At 66.7% G+C, this 14,546-nt stretch carries 15 protein-coding genes; 7 read left to right on the forward strand and 8 right to left on the reverse strand.

Going from position 1 to position 14,546, the window contains the following annotated elements; translation table 11 throughout:
- Nucleotides 1–2 precede the first annotated feature (2 nt).
- Complete coding sequence (locus OCT48_RS05055; RefSeq protein WP_263591634.1) at nt 3–785, forward strand: vancomycin high temperature exclusion protein; 783 nt, start codon at nt 3–5, stop codon at nt 783–785.
- Here the strand turns inward: OCT48_RS05055 and OCT48_RS05060 are convergent.
- The 4 genes from OCT48_RS05060 to OCT48_RS05075 form a co-directional block, all read right to left on the reverse strand.
- Entirely contained in the window at nt 706–1,152 is a 447-nt protein-coding gene (locus OCT48_RS05060) for a hypothetical protein (RefSeq protein WP_263591635.1), read from the reverse strand. The genes OCT48_RS05055 and OCT48_RS05060 overlap by 80 nt on opposite strands.
- A 78-nt stretch (nt 1,153–1,230) precedes the next feature.
- Entirely contained in the window at nt 1,231–2,139 is a 909-nt protein-coding gene (rimK, locus tag OCT48_RS05065) for a 30S ribosomal protein S6--L-glutamate ligase (RefSeq protein WP_263591636.1), read from the reverse strand.
- Between the two features lie 53 nt (nt 2,140–2,192).
- A complete protein-coding gene (locus OCT48_RS05070) occupies nt 2,193–2,630 on the reverse strand; it encodes an ATP-dependent zinc protease (protein WP_183385118.1) in 438 nt (145 codons plus the stop codon).
- A gap of 24 nt (nt 2,631–2,654) precedes the next feature.
- Nucleotides 2,655–3,680, reverse strand: coding sequence for a DUF3549 family protein (locus tag OCT48_RS05075; protein WP_263591637.1), 1,026 nt, complete (start codon nt 3,678–3,680; stop codon nt 2,655–2,657).
- A 328-nt stretch (nt 3,681–4,008) separates the two neighbouring features.
- On the opposite strand from OCT48_RS05075, the gene OCT48_RS05080 reads away from it, so the two are divergent.
- The 5 genes from OCT48_RS05080 to OCT48_RS05100 all read left to right on the forward strand — a co-directional run bounded on the left by OCT48_RS05080 (nt 4,009) and on the right by OCT48_RS05100 (nt 7,123).
- Nucleotides 4,009–4,767: an amino acid ABC transporter substrate-binding protein gene (locus OCT48_RS05080; protein ID WP_263591638.1), complete on the forward strand. Its 759-nt coding sequence runs from the start codon at nt 4,009–4,011 to the stop codon at nt 4,765–4,767.
- Between the two features lie 18 nt (nt 4,768–4,785).
- A complete protein-coding gene (locus OCT48_RS05085; protein ID WP_183385115.1) occupies nt 4,786–5,460 on the forward strand; it encodes an amino acid ABC transporter permease in 675 nt (224 codons plus the stop codon).
- Complete coding sequence (locus OCT48_RS05090) at nt 5,457–6,215, forward strand: amino acid ABC transporter ATP-binding protein (RefSeq protein WP_263591639.1); 759 nt, start codon at nt 5,457–5,459, stop codon at nt 6,213–6,215. Before OCT48_RS05085 ends, OCT48_RS05090 begins: the two co-directional genes overlap by 4 nt.
- Before the next feature lie 67 nt (nt 6,216–6,282).
- A complete protein-coding gene (locus tag OCT48_RS05095) occupies nt 6,283–6,615 on the forward strand; it encodes a YqcC family protein (protein WP_263591640.1) in 333 nt (110 codons plus the stop codon).
- A 7-nt stretch (nt 6,616–6,622) separates the two neighbouring features.
- Nucleotides 6,623–7,123: a gamma-glutamylcyclotransferase family protein gene (locus OCT48_RS05100; protein ID WP_263591641.1), complete on the forward strand. Its 501-nt coding sequence runs from the start codon at nt 6,623–6,625 to the stop codon at nt 7,121–7,123.
- A gap of 67 nt (nt 7,124–7,190) precedes the next feature.
- Here OCT48_RS05100 and OCT48_RS05105 read toward each other — a convergent pair whose 3' ends face one another.
- Complete coding sequence (locus OCT48_RS05105; protein WP_263591642.1) at nt 7,191–7,799, reverse strand: OmpW/AlkL family protein; 609 nt, start codon at nt 7,797–7,799, stop codon at nt 7,191–7,193.
- Nucleotides 7,800–8,073: 274 nt separating this feature from the next.
- Here OCT48_RS05105 and OCT48_RS05110 point away from each other — a divergent pair, with 274 nt between their 5' ends.
- Nucleotides 8,074–8,382 carry a hypothetical protein gene (locus tag OCT48_RS05110; RefSeq protein ID WP_263591643.1) on the forward strand — a complete coding sequence of 103 codons (309 nt, stop codon included), beginning with the start codon at nt 8,074–8,076 and terminating at the stop codon, nt 8,380–8,382.
- A 283-nt stretch (nt 8,383–8,665) separates the two neighbouring features.
- Here the strand turns inward: OCT48_RS05110 and putP are convergent, their stop codons facing one another.
- The 3 genes from putP to OCT48_RS05125 form a co-directional block, all read right to left on the reverse strand.
- Entirely contained in the window at nt 8,666–10,156 is a 1,491-nt protein-coding gene (gene putP / locus OCT48_RS05115; RefSeq protein WP_263591644.1) for a sodium/proline symporter PutP, read from the reverse strand.
- Between the two features lie 175 nt (nt 10,157–10,331).
- On the reverse strand, nt 10,332–13,523 hold the full coding sequence (gene putA, locus OCT48_RS05120; RefSeq protein WP_263591645.1) for a bifunctional proline dehydrogenase/L-glutamate gamma-semialdehyde dehydrogenase PutA: 3,192 nt from the start codon (nt 13,521–13,523) through the stop codon (nt 10,332–10,334).
- Between the two features lie 186 nt (nt 13,524–13,709).
- Entirely contained in the window at nt 13,710–14,510 is an 801-nt protein-coding gene (locus tag OCT48_RS05125; protein WP_263591646.1) for an AraC family transcriptional regulator, read from the reverse strand.
- Nucleotides 14,511–14,546 lie beyond the last annotated feature (36 nt).

The raw sequence follows: 14,546 nt of genomic DNA on the forward strand, positions 1-14,546 counted from the left end.
CGATGTCCACGACGCCGTGGAAAAGCTTCAGGGGATTGCTGATGTCGCTGGGGGCCCTCACGCTCCTGGCGACATTGCTGTTCGTGGGCGCCAACCTGTGGGTACTCGCCGAGACTCGCGGTGCCATCGACCCGACGCTGGCCCAGTGCCGGCCCGAGCGGGTGGGCATCGTCTTCGGCACCTCCCACTGGACGCGCAGCGGCGCCCGCAATCCCCACTTCGAGGGACGCATGCTCGCCGCCTCGCGGCTGGTCGAGGACGGCCGGGTCACCCACCTGCTGCTCTCGGGAGACAACAGCACCCGCTACTACAACGAGCCGGTGACCATGTGGCGGGACCTGCGCGGCCGCCAGGTGCCGAATACGGCCATGACCCTGGATTACGCCGGCTTCAGCACCTTCGACACCCTGTCCCGGGCCCGGGACGTCTTCGGCGTGCGCCGGGCGCTGCTCATCACCCAGTCATGGCACCTGCCGCGGGCCCTGTTCATCGCCCGGGCCCTGGGGCTCGAGGCACGCGGCTGCGCGGCCCCGGAGCGTCCGTCGGACGGCACCCTGCAGTTGCGGGCACGGGAATGGGTCGCGCGGGTGGCGACCCTGGGGGATCTCTATCTCTGGGGACGCGAGCCGCACTTCCTGGGGCCCCGGGAACCGTTGGACATCGTGCCCGGGGAGGAGGCGCGGGACGTCGTGCCGGGGGAGGGGGTCAGCGCCGCTGGCGCGGCTTCTGTTGCCGATACAGTTCGCGAATCAGCGAGCGACAGTTCTTCCAGCAGTCCTCGATGACCGCCTCGATGGGCTCGGGCAGCGGGTGGGTGAGCAGGGTCGAGAGGGCCTGCATCAGCACCCGTTCCTGTTCCAGCAGCTCGTTGATCAGCACCTGGCTGTCGTCGCCGACGAAGCTCTTCAGGCGGCTCCACAGCCACATGTAGTCGTCGCGCTCCACATCGGCGTCGCGCGGGAGGAGGTCGAGGTGCTTGCGGGCCAGTTCCTGCAACTCGCGCATCGACTCGTCCCTGGCCTCGAAGTAGGGGGTCAGGGCCTTGCGCAGGGTCGGCTTCAGGCGCTCGTGGTTGTCCTGAAAATAGTCGATGCTGTCGGCCAGCGCCTCGAGGACGCTGTCCATCGCCACCTGGCGATTGTCGAGAAACATGGGCGGTCACCTCCTCCGGTGACGCAGATTGTGGGGGTGTCGACGGCCTTTTGCCACCCCCGCCGGGGAATTATTTGCTTAGCCTTTAGGCTTGGGCGGCGTCTTGCGACGCGGCACGGCGTTCTTTTCCAGGTGCTCGATGATCAGCCCGGCGATGTCCTTGCCGGTGGCCGTCTCGATGCCCTGCAGGCCCGGCGAGGAGTTGACCTCCATGATCACCGGGCCATGGTTCGAACGCAGCAGGTCGACCCCCGCGACCCGCAGTCCCATGGCCTTGGCGGCGCGGATCGCCGTGGAGCGCTCCTCCGGGGTGATGCGGATCACGCTGGCGCTGCCGCCGCGATGCAGGTTGGAGCGGAACTCGCCCTCGGCGGCCTGGCGCTTCATCGAGGCCACCACCTTGTCGCCGATCACCAGGCAGCGGATGTCGGCGCCCCTGGCTTCCTTGATGTACTCCTGGACCATGATGTTGGCCTTCATGCCCATGAAGGCCTGGATCACCGACTCGGCGGCCTGGTTGGTCTCGGCCAGCACCACGCCGATGCCCTGGGTGCCCTCCAGCAGCTTGATCACCAGCGGGGCCCCGCGGACCATGGTGATCAGGTCGGGGATATCGTCGGGGGAATGGGCGAAGCCCGTCACCGGCAGGCCGATGCCCTTGCGGGAGAGCAGCTGCAGGGAGCGCAGCTTGTCCCGCGAGCGGGTGATGGAGACGTTGTCGTTGAGCACGTAGGTGCCCATCATCTCGAACTGACGCAGCACCGCACAGCCATAGAAGGTGATGGAGGCGCCGATGCGCGGGATCACCGCGTCGAAGTGCTCGAGCTCCTCGCCCTTGTAGTGCATCGAGGGATGGTGCGAGGCGATGCTCATGTAGCAGCGCAGGGTGTCGACCACCCGTGCGGTATGCCCCCGGGCCTCGGCGGCCTCGATCAGCCGACGCGTGGAATAGAGGTTGCGATTGCGAGACAGCAGCGCGAAGTGCATGGCGGGGTCTCCGGTGGCGTGGGCTGAAAAGGGAAAGGGAGCCGGGCTCGCCGTCAGGGCTCGCCGTGCAGGAAGCCGGCACCCGGGGCCACCAGCAGGCGGCGCAGGGCGCGGCGTCCCAGCAGCATGGGGTGGCGCATGTTGCGTCGGTCGGTCAGCGTCAGCTCGACCGGGAACTCCAGTTCGCCGAGCTGCATGAGCGTGCGGATCACGTAGCGCCACTCGGCCTGGCCGTTGGAGCTGGTCACCCGGCGGCGGTCATGCAGGTGCATATGATGGACGTGGGCCGGGCTGCCGGGGCCGCCGCCCCGGGTGGTGAAGCTGACCCAGAGGTGGCCGTCCTGTTCGTAGGACTCGATGTCCTCGGCATGCAGCGACGAGGTGCGGGCGCCGGTATCGGCCTTGGCGCACAGCGTCAGGTGCAGTTCCGGCAGGGTGACCATCTCGCGGCGGCCGATCACCGCCTTGGCCTGGTAGGGCAGTTCCTTCATGGCATCACTCCTCGTGGCGCCGACTCAACGGGACAGGCCGGCCAGGCGGCGGCCGATGGAGGAATCCGGCGCGGCCTCGCGCAGCGTCATCAGCACCGGCAGGCGCAGGCGCGGGATCAGCGCCAGGTCCCGGGCCACGGTGGTGAAGTCCGCCTGGGGCGCCTCGGCGAGCCGGGTCAGGAAGCGCGGCAGCCGCTCGCCGTCCTCCAGGTGGCGCCAGCCGCGTCCCGCCATGGCGGCCAGCAGGTCGGGACCGCAGGCCTCGGCGTCGTCGAGCAGGGCGTCGAACCAGGCGCCGGCCACGCGGGTCTCGGCACCGGCGATGGCCCGCACGCAGGCGCAGAAGGCCTCGACATCGCCGGCTTCGGCGGCCGCCTCGCCCCGAGCGCGCAGGGCCGCGGCCAGGCCTTCGGGGATCGCCACATGTTCCAGACAGTAGCATAGCGAGGTGAGGACCTCGTCGGGCAGGGTCGGCAGGCGTGCCGCCAGGCGGCTGGCCTGGTCGGCGTCCATGCGCACCGCGAAGTCGGCCAGGCCCTGCAGCCCCAGGGCGCGCCAGTCCAGCGCCTGCTGCCCCTCCAGGTAGGCCTCTGCCGGCTCCAGGTGCTGGCTCGCCGGGCGGCCCAGGTCGAGGCTCGCCCGGGCGTGCAGCAGGGCCTGGAAGGGCATCGAGGGCGTGAAGGCCAGGGGGTTGGCCTTCATCAGATTGTCGATCTGTTCGCCGTCCCCGCGGCCCAGGCCCCGGACGTTGCGCCCCAGGGTCTCGAGCAGCCGCTGCAGGAAGGCGTCCCGCGGGGCCGGGTCGAGCTGGCCCTGTTCGTCCAGCGGCAGGGCCAGGAACCAGATCAGCGGGTCCTCGAGCTCGCCGATGCGAAACACCATGGCCAGGCGGGCCTTGCCCTGCCAGGGTTGCGGCCAGGGCCGCTGGCCGGCCTCGAGGGCCGCCAGGTCCTCGAGGGGGCAGGGTTCGACGCGCCGGCCCAGGTGATAGAGCCTCACCTCGGCACCGGTGCGAACGAAGAAGTCGTGAAGGCTGTCGATCGGCTGCATGCTGTCTCCCCACTCTCGGACCGTGCACTCTACCGCGGCACCCGCGTCCTGTCAGCCCGCGGGAGGGCGGCGTCCGCCGGGGACTGGTCAATTCCTGACCAGTCCCCGGCGGGGCCCGTGGCGACGGCGGATGGGGTATCTTTCCAGGGCTTATCCACAGGGACGTTCAGTGTATCTGTGAATGAACGTCCTGCGGGCTCCGGCTATAGCAGGCATAATCGATGCCTATTGGCCGTGGGCCGGGATTTTTCCTACCTTACGTGTCAAAATGGAATATGAAATCGATTACTTATTCCATCCGACTCTTACTATCGCTGGAGGTACCCTCATGTTACGTTCCCTTGCCCTGACCGTGCTGTCCGCCGGCGTCATCGCCATCGCCGGCGGCGCCCAGGCCCAGGAAGAGACCCTCAAGGTCGGCATGTCCGGCGGCTACTTCCCGTTCACCTTCGTCGAGCAGGACACCCTCAAGGGCTTCGAGGTCGACGTCATGGAGGCGGTGGCCGAGGAAATGGACGCCGAGGTCGAGTTCGTGACCGCCAACTTCTCCGGCCTGTTCGGCATGCTCGAGTCCGGTCGCATCGATACCATCGCCAACCAGATCACCATCACCGAGGAGCGCCAGGCGAAATACGTCTTCACCCAGCCCTACGTCTACGACGGCGCCCAGGTGGTGGTCAAGGAAGGCAATGAGGGCATCACGGGGGTCGAGGACCTGCGCGGCAAGACCGTGGCGGTGAACCTGGGCTCCAACTACGAGCAGTTGCTGCGCGAGCTGCCCTATGCCGACGAGATCGATATCCGCACCTACGAGAGCAACATCGAGCAGGACACCGCGCTGGGTCGCGTCGATGCCTTCGTCATGGACCGGGTCAGCGCCAGCCAGGTCATCCAGGAGAAGCCGCTACCCCTGGCGCTTGCCGGCCAGCCGTTCTCCGAGATCCGCAACGCCCTGCCGTTCCGCGACACCGAAGCGGACCGGGCCCTGCGTGACCGGGTCGATGCGGCCCTCACCGCGCTGCGCGAGGAGGGTACCCTGAGCGAGATCTCCGAGCGCTGGTTCGGCAACGACATCACCCGTCCCTGATCCGCTGCCACGGCCGACATGAGCGTTCTCGACTTCGACTACATGGTGGGGCTGGTGCCCATCCTGCTGCGCTATCTGCCGCTGACGCTGGCCATGGCCGCGGCGGGGATGGCGCTGGCCCTGGTACTGGCCTGCGGCCTGGCGGTGATCCGGGTGCTGGGAATCCCGGGGCTGAACGGCGTGACCCTGCTGTTCATCTCCTTCTTCCGCGGCACGCCGTTGCTGGTCCAGCTGTTCCTCTTCTACTACGGGTTGCCCCAGGTCCTGGCCTTCCTCACCCAGATCGACGGCATCACCGCCACCATCATGGGACTGACCCTGCACTTCGCCGCCTACATGGCGGAATCGATCCGCGCCGCCATCGTCGGCGTGGATCGCAGCCAGACCGAGGCGGCGCTGTCGATCGGCATGACCAACGGCCAGCTGATGCGGCGCATCGTGCTGCCCCAGGCCACCCGGGTGGCCGTGCCCACCCTGATGAACTACTTCATCGACATGATCAAGGCCACCTCCCTGGCCTTCACGCTGGGCGTGACCGAACTGATGGGGGCGACCCAGAAGGAGGCGGCCGGCAGCTTCCTGTACTTCGAGGCCTTCATCACGGTGGCGGTGTTCTACTGGGTCATCGTCGAGCTGCTGGCCTGGTGTCAGCGCCGGCTGGAGACCCGGCTCAACGAGGCGTATCGCAGATGATCCAGGTAGCCAATCTCGTCAAGCGCTTCGGCGACGCCACCGTCCTCGATGGCATCGATCTGGCCATCGACCAGGGCGAGATCATCGTGGTGATCGGGCCCTCGGGAACGGGCAAGTCGACCCTGCTGCGCTGCCTGAACTTCCTCGAGCGACCGGATGCCGGGCACCTGATCCTCGGTGACCTGGACGTCGATGTCACCCGCGCGACCCGTGCCGACATCCTCGCGGCCCGGCGGCGCACGGCCTTCGTGTTCCAGAACTATGCGCTGTTCGCCAACAAGACGGCGCTGGAGAACATCGCCGAGGGGCTGATCGTGGTCAACCGCTGGCCCAAGGCCAAGGCGCATGCCCGGGCCCGGGAGATCCTTCAGCGCATCGGCCTGGCCGACAAGGCCGATGCCTATCCGGCCTCGCTGTCCGGCGGCCAGCAGCAGCGGGTCGGGATCGGCCGCGCCATGGCGGCTCAGGCCGAGGTGATCCTGTTCGACGAGCCGACGTCGTCGCTGGACCCGGAGTGGGTCGAGGAGGTGCTGGCGCTGATGAAGCAGCTGGCGCGAGAGCGTCAGACCATGCTGGTGGTGACCCACGAGATGGGCTTCGCCCGGGATGTGGCCGACCGGGTGGTGTTCATGGAGGGCGGCCGCATCGTCGAGCAGGGGCCGCCCTCGCAGCTGTTCAATGCGCCCCGGGATCCACGCACCCGTGACTTCCTGCGCAAGGTCCTGGCTGCCCAGCCCGCCATCCAGCCCTCCTGAACCGGGGTTGGCCCTCGGCGCGTCGAGGCGGGATAATGGGAATACAGACCGACCGGAGCGACATCCCATGAGCGTACACGAGGAACTCGACCAGGCCCTGCGCGAACTCGAATCCACCATGAAGGCGGCCGACATGTGGCGCATGGAGCGTCCCGAGCCCGAGGCCTTCGACAGCCTCCAGCCGTTCTGCATCGACACCATGGCGCTGCCTCAGTGGCTGCGTTTCGTGTTCATCGCCCGGCTGGAGGCGCTGGTGGAGGCTCGCGCACCGCTGCCGTCGACCTGCGACGTGGCCCCTGCGGTGGACGCCTACCTGATCCAGGAAGGCGCCCGGACCAGCGAGCGCGTGCTGATGTGCAAGGTGGTCGAGCGCATCGACCAGTTGGTCACCGAGAATTGAGGCGCCGATGCCCTATTATTTCGCCTACGGCAGCAACATGAACCCGGCCCGGGTGGAGGCGCGGATCGGCACGACCCGTCGCGCGCTGCCCGGGATGCTGGCCGATCACGGGCTGCGCTTCGACAAGGCCTCCCGGGTGGCGGGCATCAGCCATGCCAATGTGGTGCCCGCTCCCGGCGGCCGGGTGGAAGGCGCGCTCTTCGAGCTGGTCGCGCCTGAGCAGATCCACCTGATGGATCCCTTCGAGGGCTACCCTCACGACTACGACCGGCATCGCCTGCCGATCCATACCGAGCACGGGGCCATCGAGGCCTGGGTCTACATCGCCGCCCCGGGCACCACGGCCGAGGCGCTCAGGCCGGCCCGGGAATACCTCGAGCACCTGCTGGCCGGCGAGGCCTTCCTGAGTTCGGCCTACCATGCCCGCCTGGCCGAGATGGAGGCGGTGCACGGCCTGGATGACGCCACCCTGGCCGCGCTGGGGCTGTCCCGCCACACGCCTCGTTAGGCATGCCCCTCACGACGGAAGGCCCGCCGATCGGCGGGCCTTCTGTCTGACGAGGGCTGGCGTTCGCTCAGAAGCGGAAGGTCACGCCACCGCCCACGGTCACCGGATCGATCTCGGCCTCGCCGGCATCGTTGCCGTTGACCTCCACGTCGGCGTCAACGTCGGCGTAGTTGGCGAAGGCACCGACCAGCAGATAGTCGGTGACCGCGAAGTCCAGGCCCACCTGGGCGGCGGCACCGTAGGACTCCTCGATATCGAGACCCGAGGCGGTCTCGTCGTTGAAGTAGGTATAGTTCAGCCCGGCCCCGGCGTAGGGCTGTACCCGGGAGTTGGTGCCACCCAGCGGGTAGTAGTTGAGCATCAGGTTGACCGGGCGACGGTCGACCGAGCCGGCGTCCATACCGCTCACGGTGAGGTCGTGCTCGATGTCCTGGGAGCCGTTGAGCTCGACGCCCAGCTGGTCGTGGAACTGGTAGCCCAGCCCGTACGTGAAGCCGCGCTCGTCGGAGATGTCCAGGTCGCCACCGGCGGCCTGGCCATTGTCACCCTTGACCTCGCTCTTGGCGACGCCGCCGCGCACATAGAGGTCGCCGGCCTGGTAGGCCATGGCGGACTGGGTGGCGATGATGCCGGCCGTGGCGAGGGCGGCAGCGGTGATGATTCGCGTCGTTTTCATGGGAATCCTCCCTGTGTCATCCAGGGTGCCGACGCCGAGTCATTCGGCGTCGCCGCACCAGTGACAGGAAGTATAACGAACAGTGTTTCTAAACGTCTTGTAGAATTTTTCTATGGCCGAGATAGGGTAGGATGCGCATGGTTCATGAGGATGTGCCGGCAGTCCAGACAGGAATTACAAGAATTGTATAATTCTTTCACATTTCCTGCACGATCCTCGCCGGCTGGCCGGGTTTCGGCTTCACTTAGGGATAACGACGCGAGCGGAGCCTCTCATGAGTGGCAGGACTCTCTTCGCCGGGCCGCGTCCCGGCCTGCTGGAACGCCCCCTGACCCAACTGCTGCTGGCGGCAGGGGTGGCGGTGTGGCTGCTGTTGCGGCCCGAGACCCTCCAGGCCCTGCCGCTGGCCTGGCGCTGGCCGCTGGTCGGCGTCGGGGCCTGGGCCTTGGGGGCGGCCTTCGTGCGCCCGCTGACGCTCGAGACCGGTGAGGGCTGGCTGTGGCGGCAGGCCGGGGCACGCTGGAGCCGCCTGGCCCTGTGGGGATTCGCGCTGGTGGTGGCGGGGCTCGGCGTCCGGGGCTGAGGCCGGACACAGAAAAGCCGCCCGAAGGCGGCTTTTCTCGTCGAGATCCGGTCTGCGGATGATCAGGCTTGCTTGGGGCTTCCAACCTGGACGGTACCCAGCCGACTCACAAGTTGCCAACGGCACAAGCCGGGTGGCGATCACGCTGCGGAGTGTGACTGGCGTGGGCAGTACGCTGGTTCGGGTGGGGCCATACTGGTTCGGTTGTCCGTGTATCAGCAAACATCAAAAAGGGCTCCCGCAGGAGCCCTTTCACTACGTTGAGTGCGTCATGCGCGCGCTTTCAGCGCTGGATTTGCTGATATTCGCCAGCATCGGCAGTAACGCTGCTCACCACCAGGATGGCAATGAAGGAAGCGATGAAGCCAGGAATGATCTCGTACACACCGGGTCCTCCCATGAACTCTCCGTTCCAGCCCAGTAAAATCCAGATCATGACGGTGGCGGCCCCCACCACCATGCCCGCGATGGCGCCAGCGCCGTTCGTGCGCGACCACATCAGTGACAGGATGATGAGCGGGCCGAACGCCGAACCAAAGCCTGCCCAGGCGTTACTGACCAGCCCCAGAACCTGAGAGTCCGGATCAGACGCAATGACGGCTGCAACCAGGCCAACCAGTACGACACTGATCCGGCCTACGCCGACGGTTTCCTTTTCCGTAGCCTCTTTACGCAGGAACAGGCGGTAGAAGTCCTCGGTCAGTGATGAAGATGACACCAGAAGCTGGCTGGAAATGGTGCTCATGATCGCAGCCAGCAGTGCCGCATAGAGGAAACCGGTGATCAGCGGATGGAACAGCAGATCCGCCAGGATGATAAAGATCGTTTCCGGATCCTGGACATCCATACCATTGCGGACCGCATAGGCCCGGCCGAACACCCCCAGAGAGATCGCACCGATCAGGGAGATGAGCATCCAGCTCATGCCGATGTTACGGGCAACAGGAACATCCTTCAGAGTCCGGATGGCCATGAAGCGTACGATGATGTGCGGCTGCCCGAAATAACCCAGTCCCCAGGTCACCGCAGACAGCCAGCCGATAAAGGTCAGTCCCTCCGTCCACGATAGTAGCGTGGGATCGACTTCATTCAGGGTCTGTGACGCCTGGGCGAAACCGCCGCCACCTTCGCCAAAGAGCACAACCGCCGGCATGATCACCAGTGCCAGCATCATGATGCAGCCTTGCACGAAGTCCGTCATGCTCACGGCCAGGAAGCCGCCGACAACCGTATAGGCAAGTACCACGCCCAGTGTGATGACGACGCCCGCAGCGTAGTCGCTCAGGCCACCGATGTTGATAACTCCGGAAAACGCGCTCTCGAACAACTTGCCGCCCGCCACCAGGCCTGACGCCGTGTAAACCGCGAAAAAGACCACGATGACGATTGCGGATACCGTTCTCAGCGACATTGCCCGAGTCGGGAACCGGTTTGCCAGGAATTCTGGAATGGTTATCGCATTACCATAGTGAACCGTCTGTTCGCGAAGGCGTGGTGCGACCAGAGTCCAGTTGAAGAACGCACCCACGAGCAGACCGATACCGATCCAGGCCGAACCCAAGCCAGATACGAACATTGCCCCGGGCAAACCCAGCAGCAACCAGCCGCTCATGTCCGAAGCACCGGCCGACAGGGCCGCCACTTGTGGACTGAGGGCCCGGCCACCCAGCATGTAATCTTCAGACGTAGACGTGGATTTGCGCATGGCATAAAAGCCGATGGCGATCATGAGCGCAAAGTAAGCAAAAAGACTGATCCAAACCCCAATAGCCATGAAAACATCTCCAGTTTATTAGTCCGGACGAAGCTCCGACAGGTTGTTAGTACGCCATGCAGGCCAGAACGCCGATGGCGAGCATCACCATCAGGTCGAGCGAGAGCTTGAAGCTGATGGTGGTATTGTTATTAACCATAGGGGCCTCCGGTGTTGTTGTGTTGATGATTGATGCTCACTCGTCTCCCAGCGCGAGCAGTGACGCGTTGCCACCCAGGGCGGCGGTGTTGACGGTCACCGTCTTTTCCGTGGCAAACCGCAGCAGGTAGTGTGGACCACCCGCCTTGGGACCTGTGCCGGAGAGGCCCTGCCCCCCGAACGGCTGGACCCCGACGACTGCCCCGATGATATTGCGGTTCACGTAGACGTTACCAACCCGGACTTTCTTCGCTATTTCATCGGCGAAGGATTCGTTGCGGCTGTGCACGCCGAAGGTCAGCCCGTAGCCGCGGCCGTTGATCGATGCGATCACCTTGTCGATCTCGCTGGCCTGGTAGCGCACGATATGCAGGATCGGGCCGAACTGCTCCCGCTCCAGGGCATCGATGCCCTCGATCTGGAACGCCGTCGGGGCGATGAAGGTGCCGTTGCCGGTATGGGCCGGGTCGAGCTTGGTCTCGGCCAGCAGGCGGCCCTCGCCCTTGAGCCTGTCGATATGTGCCTGGAGGTTCTTGCGGGCATCCTCGTCGATGACCGGACCCACGTCGGTGCCCAGGTCGCGAGGATCGCCGACGTGCAGCTCGGCCATGGCGCCCTCGAGGATCTCGATGACCCGGTCGGCCACGTCGTCCTGGAGGTAGAGCACGCGCAGCGCCGAGCAGCGCTGGCCGGCACTCTGGAAGGCCGACTGGATGACGTCGGCCACCACCTGCTCGGGCAGGGCGGTGGAGTCGACGATCATGGCGTTCATGCCGCCGGTCTCGGCCACCAGGGTCGGCAGGGGCGCATTCTCGCGGCCGGCCAGGGCGCGGTTGATGATCTGGGCGGTATCGGTGCCCCCGGTGAAGACCACGCCGGTGATGCGCGGGTCGCTGGTCAGCACGCTGCCCACGGTGGGGCCGTCGCCGGGCAGCAGCTGGACCACGTCCCGCGGCATGCCGGCCTCATGGAGCAGCTCGACGACGCGGTGCGCGACGATCGAGGTCTGCTCGGCCGGCTTGGCCAACACGGTGTTGCCGGCCACCGCGGTGGCCACCATCTGGCCGCAGAAGATCGCCACCGGGAAGTTCCAGGGGCTGATCGCGGCAAACACGCCCTTGCCGCCCAGCATCAGCTCGTTGGACTCGCCGGTGGGCCCGGGCAGGCGGGTCGACTCGGCGAACAGCTCCTCGGCGCGCATCGCGTAGTAGCGGCAGAAGTCCACCGCCTCCTTGATCTCGTCGACGCCGTCGGTGAGCAGCTTGCCGCCCTCGCGGGAGCACAGTGTCATCAGTTCCGCCATGTGCTCTTCCATCAGGTCGCCGAAGCGGCGCAGGATGGCGGCGCGCTCGACCACGGGGGTGGCATCCCAGCGCGGGAAGGCCGCCCAGGCGGCGTCCACGGCCTTCTCGGCCTGCTCCTTGCTGGTCCACCGCACCGTGCCGACCGACTGGCGCCGGTCGTAGGGGCTGGTGACGTCGTGGATCAGGGCCGGGTCGGTGGCCACGTCGAAGGCCAGTAGCGGCCGGGCCTCGTACCGCTTGCCCATGTGCTGGGCCATGGCGTCCATCAGCGGCTGGTACTGGCTGCGGATGTTCAGGTTCACGCCCCGGGAGTTCTTGCGCTTCGGCCCGAAGATGTCCCGCGGCAGGGGGATCCGGTTGTTGGCCAGGGTCGCGTACTGGCGCAGCGTCTCCACCGGATGCACGCAAAGCGATTCCACCGGCACCTTGGGATCCACCAGCTGGTGGACGAAGGAGGAGTTGGCGCCGTTCTCCAGCAGCCGGCGGACCAGGTAGGGCAGCAGGTCCTTGTGGGCGCCAACCGGGGCATAGATGCGGCAGTAGGTGCCCTCGGGGGCGCGCTTCAGGGCCGCGTCATAGAGGGCTTCGCCCATGCCGTGCAGGCGCTGGAACTCGAACGGGCGCTGGACCGCGTTGGCCTGCTCCAGGATGGTGCTGATGGTGTGGGCGTTGTGGGTGGCGAACTGCGGGAAGATCCGTCCGCGGGTGGCCTCGGACAGCAGAAAGCGCGCGCAGACCAGGTAGGCCACGTCGGTGGAGGCCTTGCGGGTATACACCGGATAGCCGTCGACGCCGAGCTGCTGCGACTCCTTGATCTCGGTATCCCAGTAGGCCCCCTTGACCAGGCGCATCGGGATCACGTCGCCCTGGCGCTCGGCCAGGCGGTTGAGGTAGTGCAGCACCGGCAGGGCACGCTTGGCATAGGCCTGGACCACCAGGCCGAACTGGCCCCAGCCGCGGCAGGTGTCGCTCTCGTAGACGGCGCGGAACACCTCCAGCGACAGCTCCAGGCGGTCGACCTCCTCGGCGTCGATGGTCACCGCGACGCCCAGCCGGCGCGCCAGGCCGGCCAGCTCGCGCACACTGCCGACCAGCTCCTCGAGGACTTGCTCGCGGCGGCCGAACTCGTAGCGCGGGTGCAGCGCGGAGAGCTTGATGGAGATCGACGGGGCGGGCGTCCTGTCGGACAGCGAGCGGCTGGTCTTGCCGACCCGCTCGATGGCGCGAGCATAGGCGTCGAAATAGCGCTGGGCGTCGGTGCGGGTGCGCGCCGCCTCGCCGAGCATGTCGTAGGAATAGGTGTAGCCCTTGTCGAACAGGGGCCTGGAGCGCTTGAGGGCCTCGTCGATGTCACGGCCCAGCACGAACTGCTTGCCCATGACCTTCATGGCCTCGACCATGGCGCGGCGGATCACCGGCTCGCCCATGCGATTGACCATCTTGTTGATGAAGCTCGAGGGCCTGCCCTCCCGGGGCTTGTCGAGGGTCACCACGCGGCCGGTCATCAGCAGGCCCCAGGTGGAGGCGTTGACCATCCAGGACTCGCTCCGGCCGACGTGGGCCTGCCAGTCGGCCGGGCCCAGCTTGTCCTCGATCAGGGCGTCGGCGGTGGCCTTGTCGGGGATGCGCAGCATGGCCTCGGCCAGGCACATCAGCATCAGGCCCTCATGGGTATCCAGGCTGTACTGCTGGAGGAGCTCGTCGATGGTGTCCACCGCCGTGTCCATCTCGCGGATCTCGCGTACCAGCTCGGCGGTCTTGTCGGCGATCCGCGTGAAGTCCTGCCGATCGGCATCGAGGCTCTTGATCAGTTCCTCGACGAAGGCGTTCTCGTCGATGGCATAGTGATCGCTGATCCGTGCGAAGAGGGTGTCGAGATCCTGACGCCAGGTGGCGTCATCCAGCATGTTGTTGGCGTTGAGCATGAAAATCCCCGCTAAAAGCCCGTCGTCACAGGGTAAAGTCCCGGCCGCTGGCGCATGGCCGCCCGCGGACCGAGGGCATCCTATGAGGTTAGGGCCGATCATTAGGTTCTGCTTGTCGATTTCCCGGAGGGATTTGTCGATTTCGCGGATCTTGGCCCTGCGGGGGAACCTTTCTGCGACCTTGGTCTAGTGGCGGGAGGCGGGAGAGGCGAGCCGCTGGCTGCCGCGTCGCCGCACCTGGCTGGGCGGCTGGCCGAAGGCGCGGCGGAAGGCACGGGACAGGGCACTCTGGTTGGTGAAGCCGGTCAGGGCCGCGATCTCGGAGAGCGGCAGGTGGCTCTCGTGCAGCAGGCGACGCGAGGCCTCGAGGCGACGCCGCATCACGTACTGCCAGGGCGGCAGGCCGGTCTGGGCGCGGAAGCGCTCGGTGAAGTGCGCCTCGCTCAGGCAGGCCTCCGCGGCCAGGTCGGCGACCCGCAGCTGGCCGCCGAGGTGGTGATCGATGAACCGGTCCAGCGCCGCCAGGTCGAGACTCCGTCCCCGGCAGGGCGGCTCCCCGGCCAGCCGGGCATGCAGCGAGCCCAGCAGGGTCGAGGCCAGTCGCTCCTGCTGGATGACGGGGAGGGGACCCTGCTGCGACATCAGGCGCAGCTCGTGGAGCAGGAAGTCCAGGTAGCGCTCCAGGGGATCGTCCAGGGCGAAGAAGCGCGGCGCGTCGAACAGCCGCGCCAGCTCATGGTGGTGGCCGGTGAGCGACAGGGCGTCGTGGGGCAGGTCGAGGATCAGCTGGCGGTTGTCGCCGGTGCCGGCATAGTAGTGCATGTGGTTGGCCGGCACGATGCAGCCGGAGAGCGCCGAGATGGAGCCACCCAGCCCCTCGATCTCGAACTCGGCCTGACCACGCAGGCCGATCACGATCTGGTGGAAATCGTGGGCATGGTGGTGGATGGCGGTGTCGAGGGGGATCTGGCGGATGGCGCTGGTCATTATCGGCCTCCGGCATGCAGTGGCGGGTCGTGACGC

This window comes from Halomonas sp. M4R1S46 (assembly GCF_025725685.1).
In the GTDB taxonomy this organism is placed as follows: Bacteria; Pseudomonadota; Gammaproteobacteria; order Pseudomonadales; family Halomonadaceae; genus Halomonas.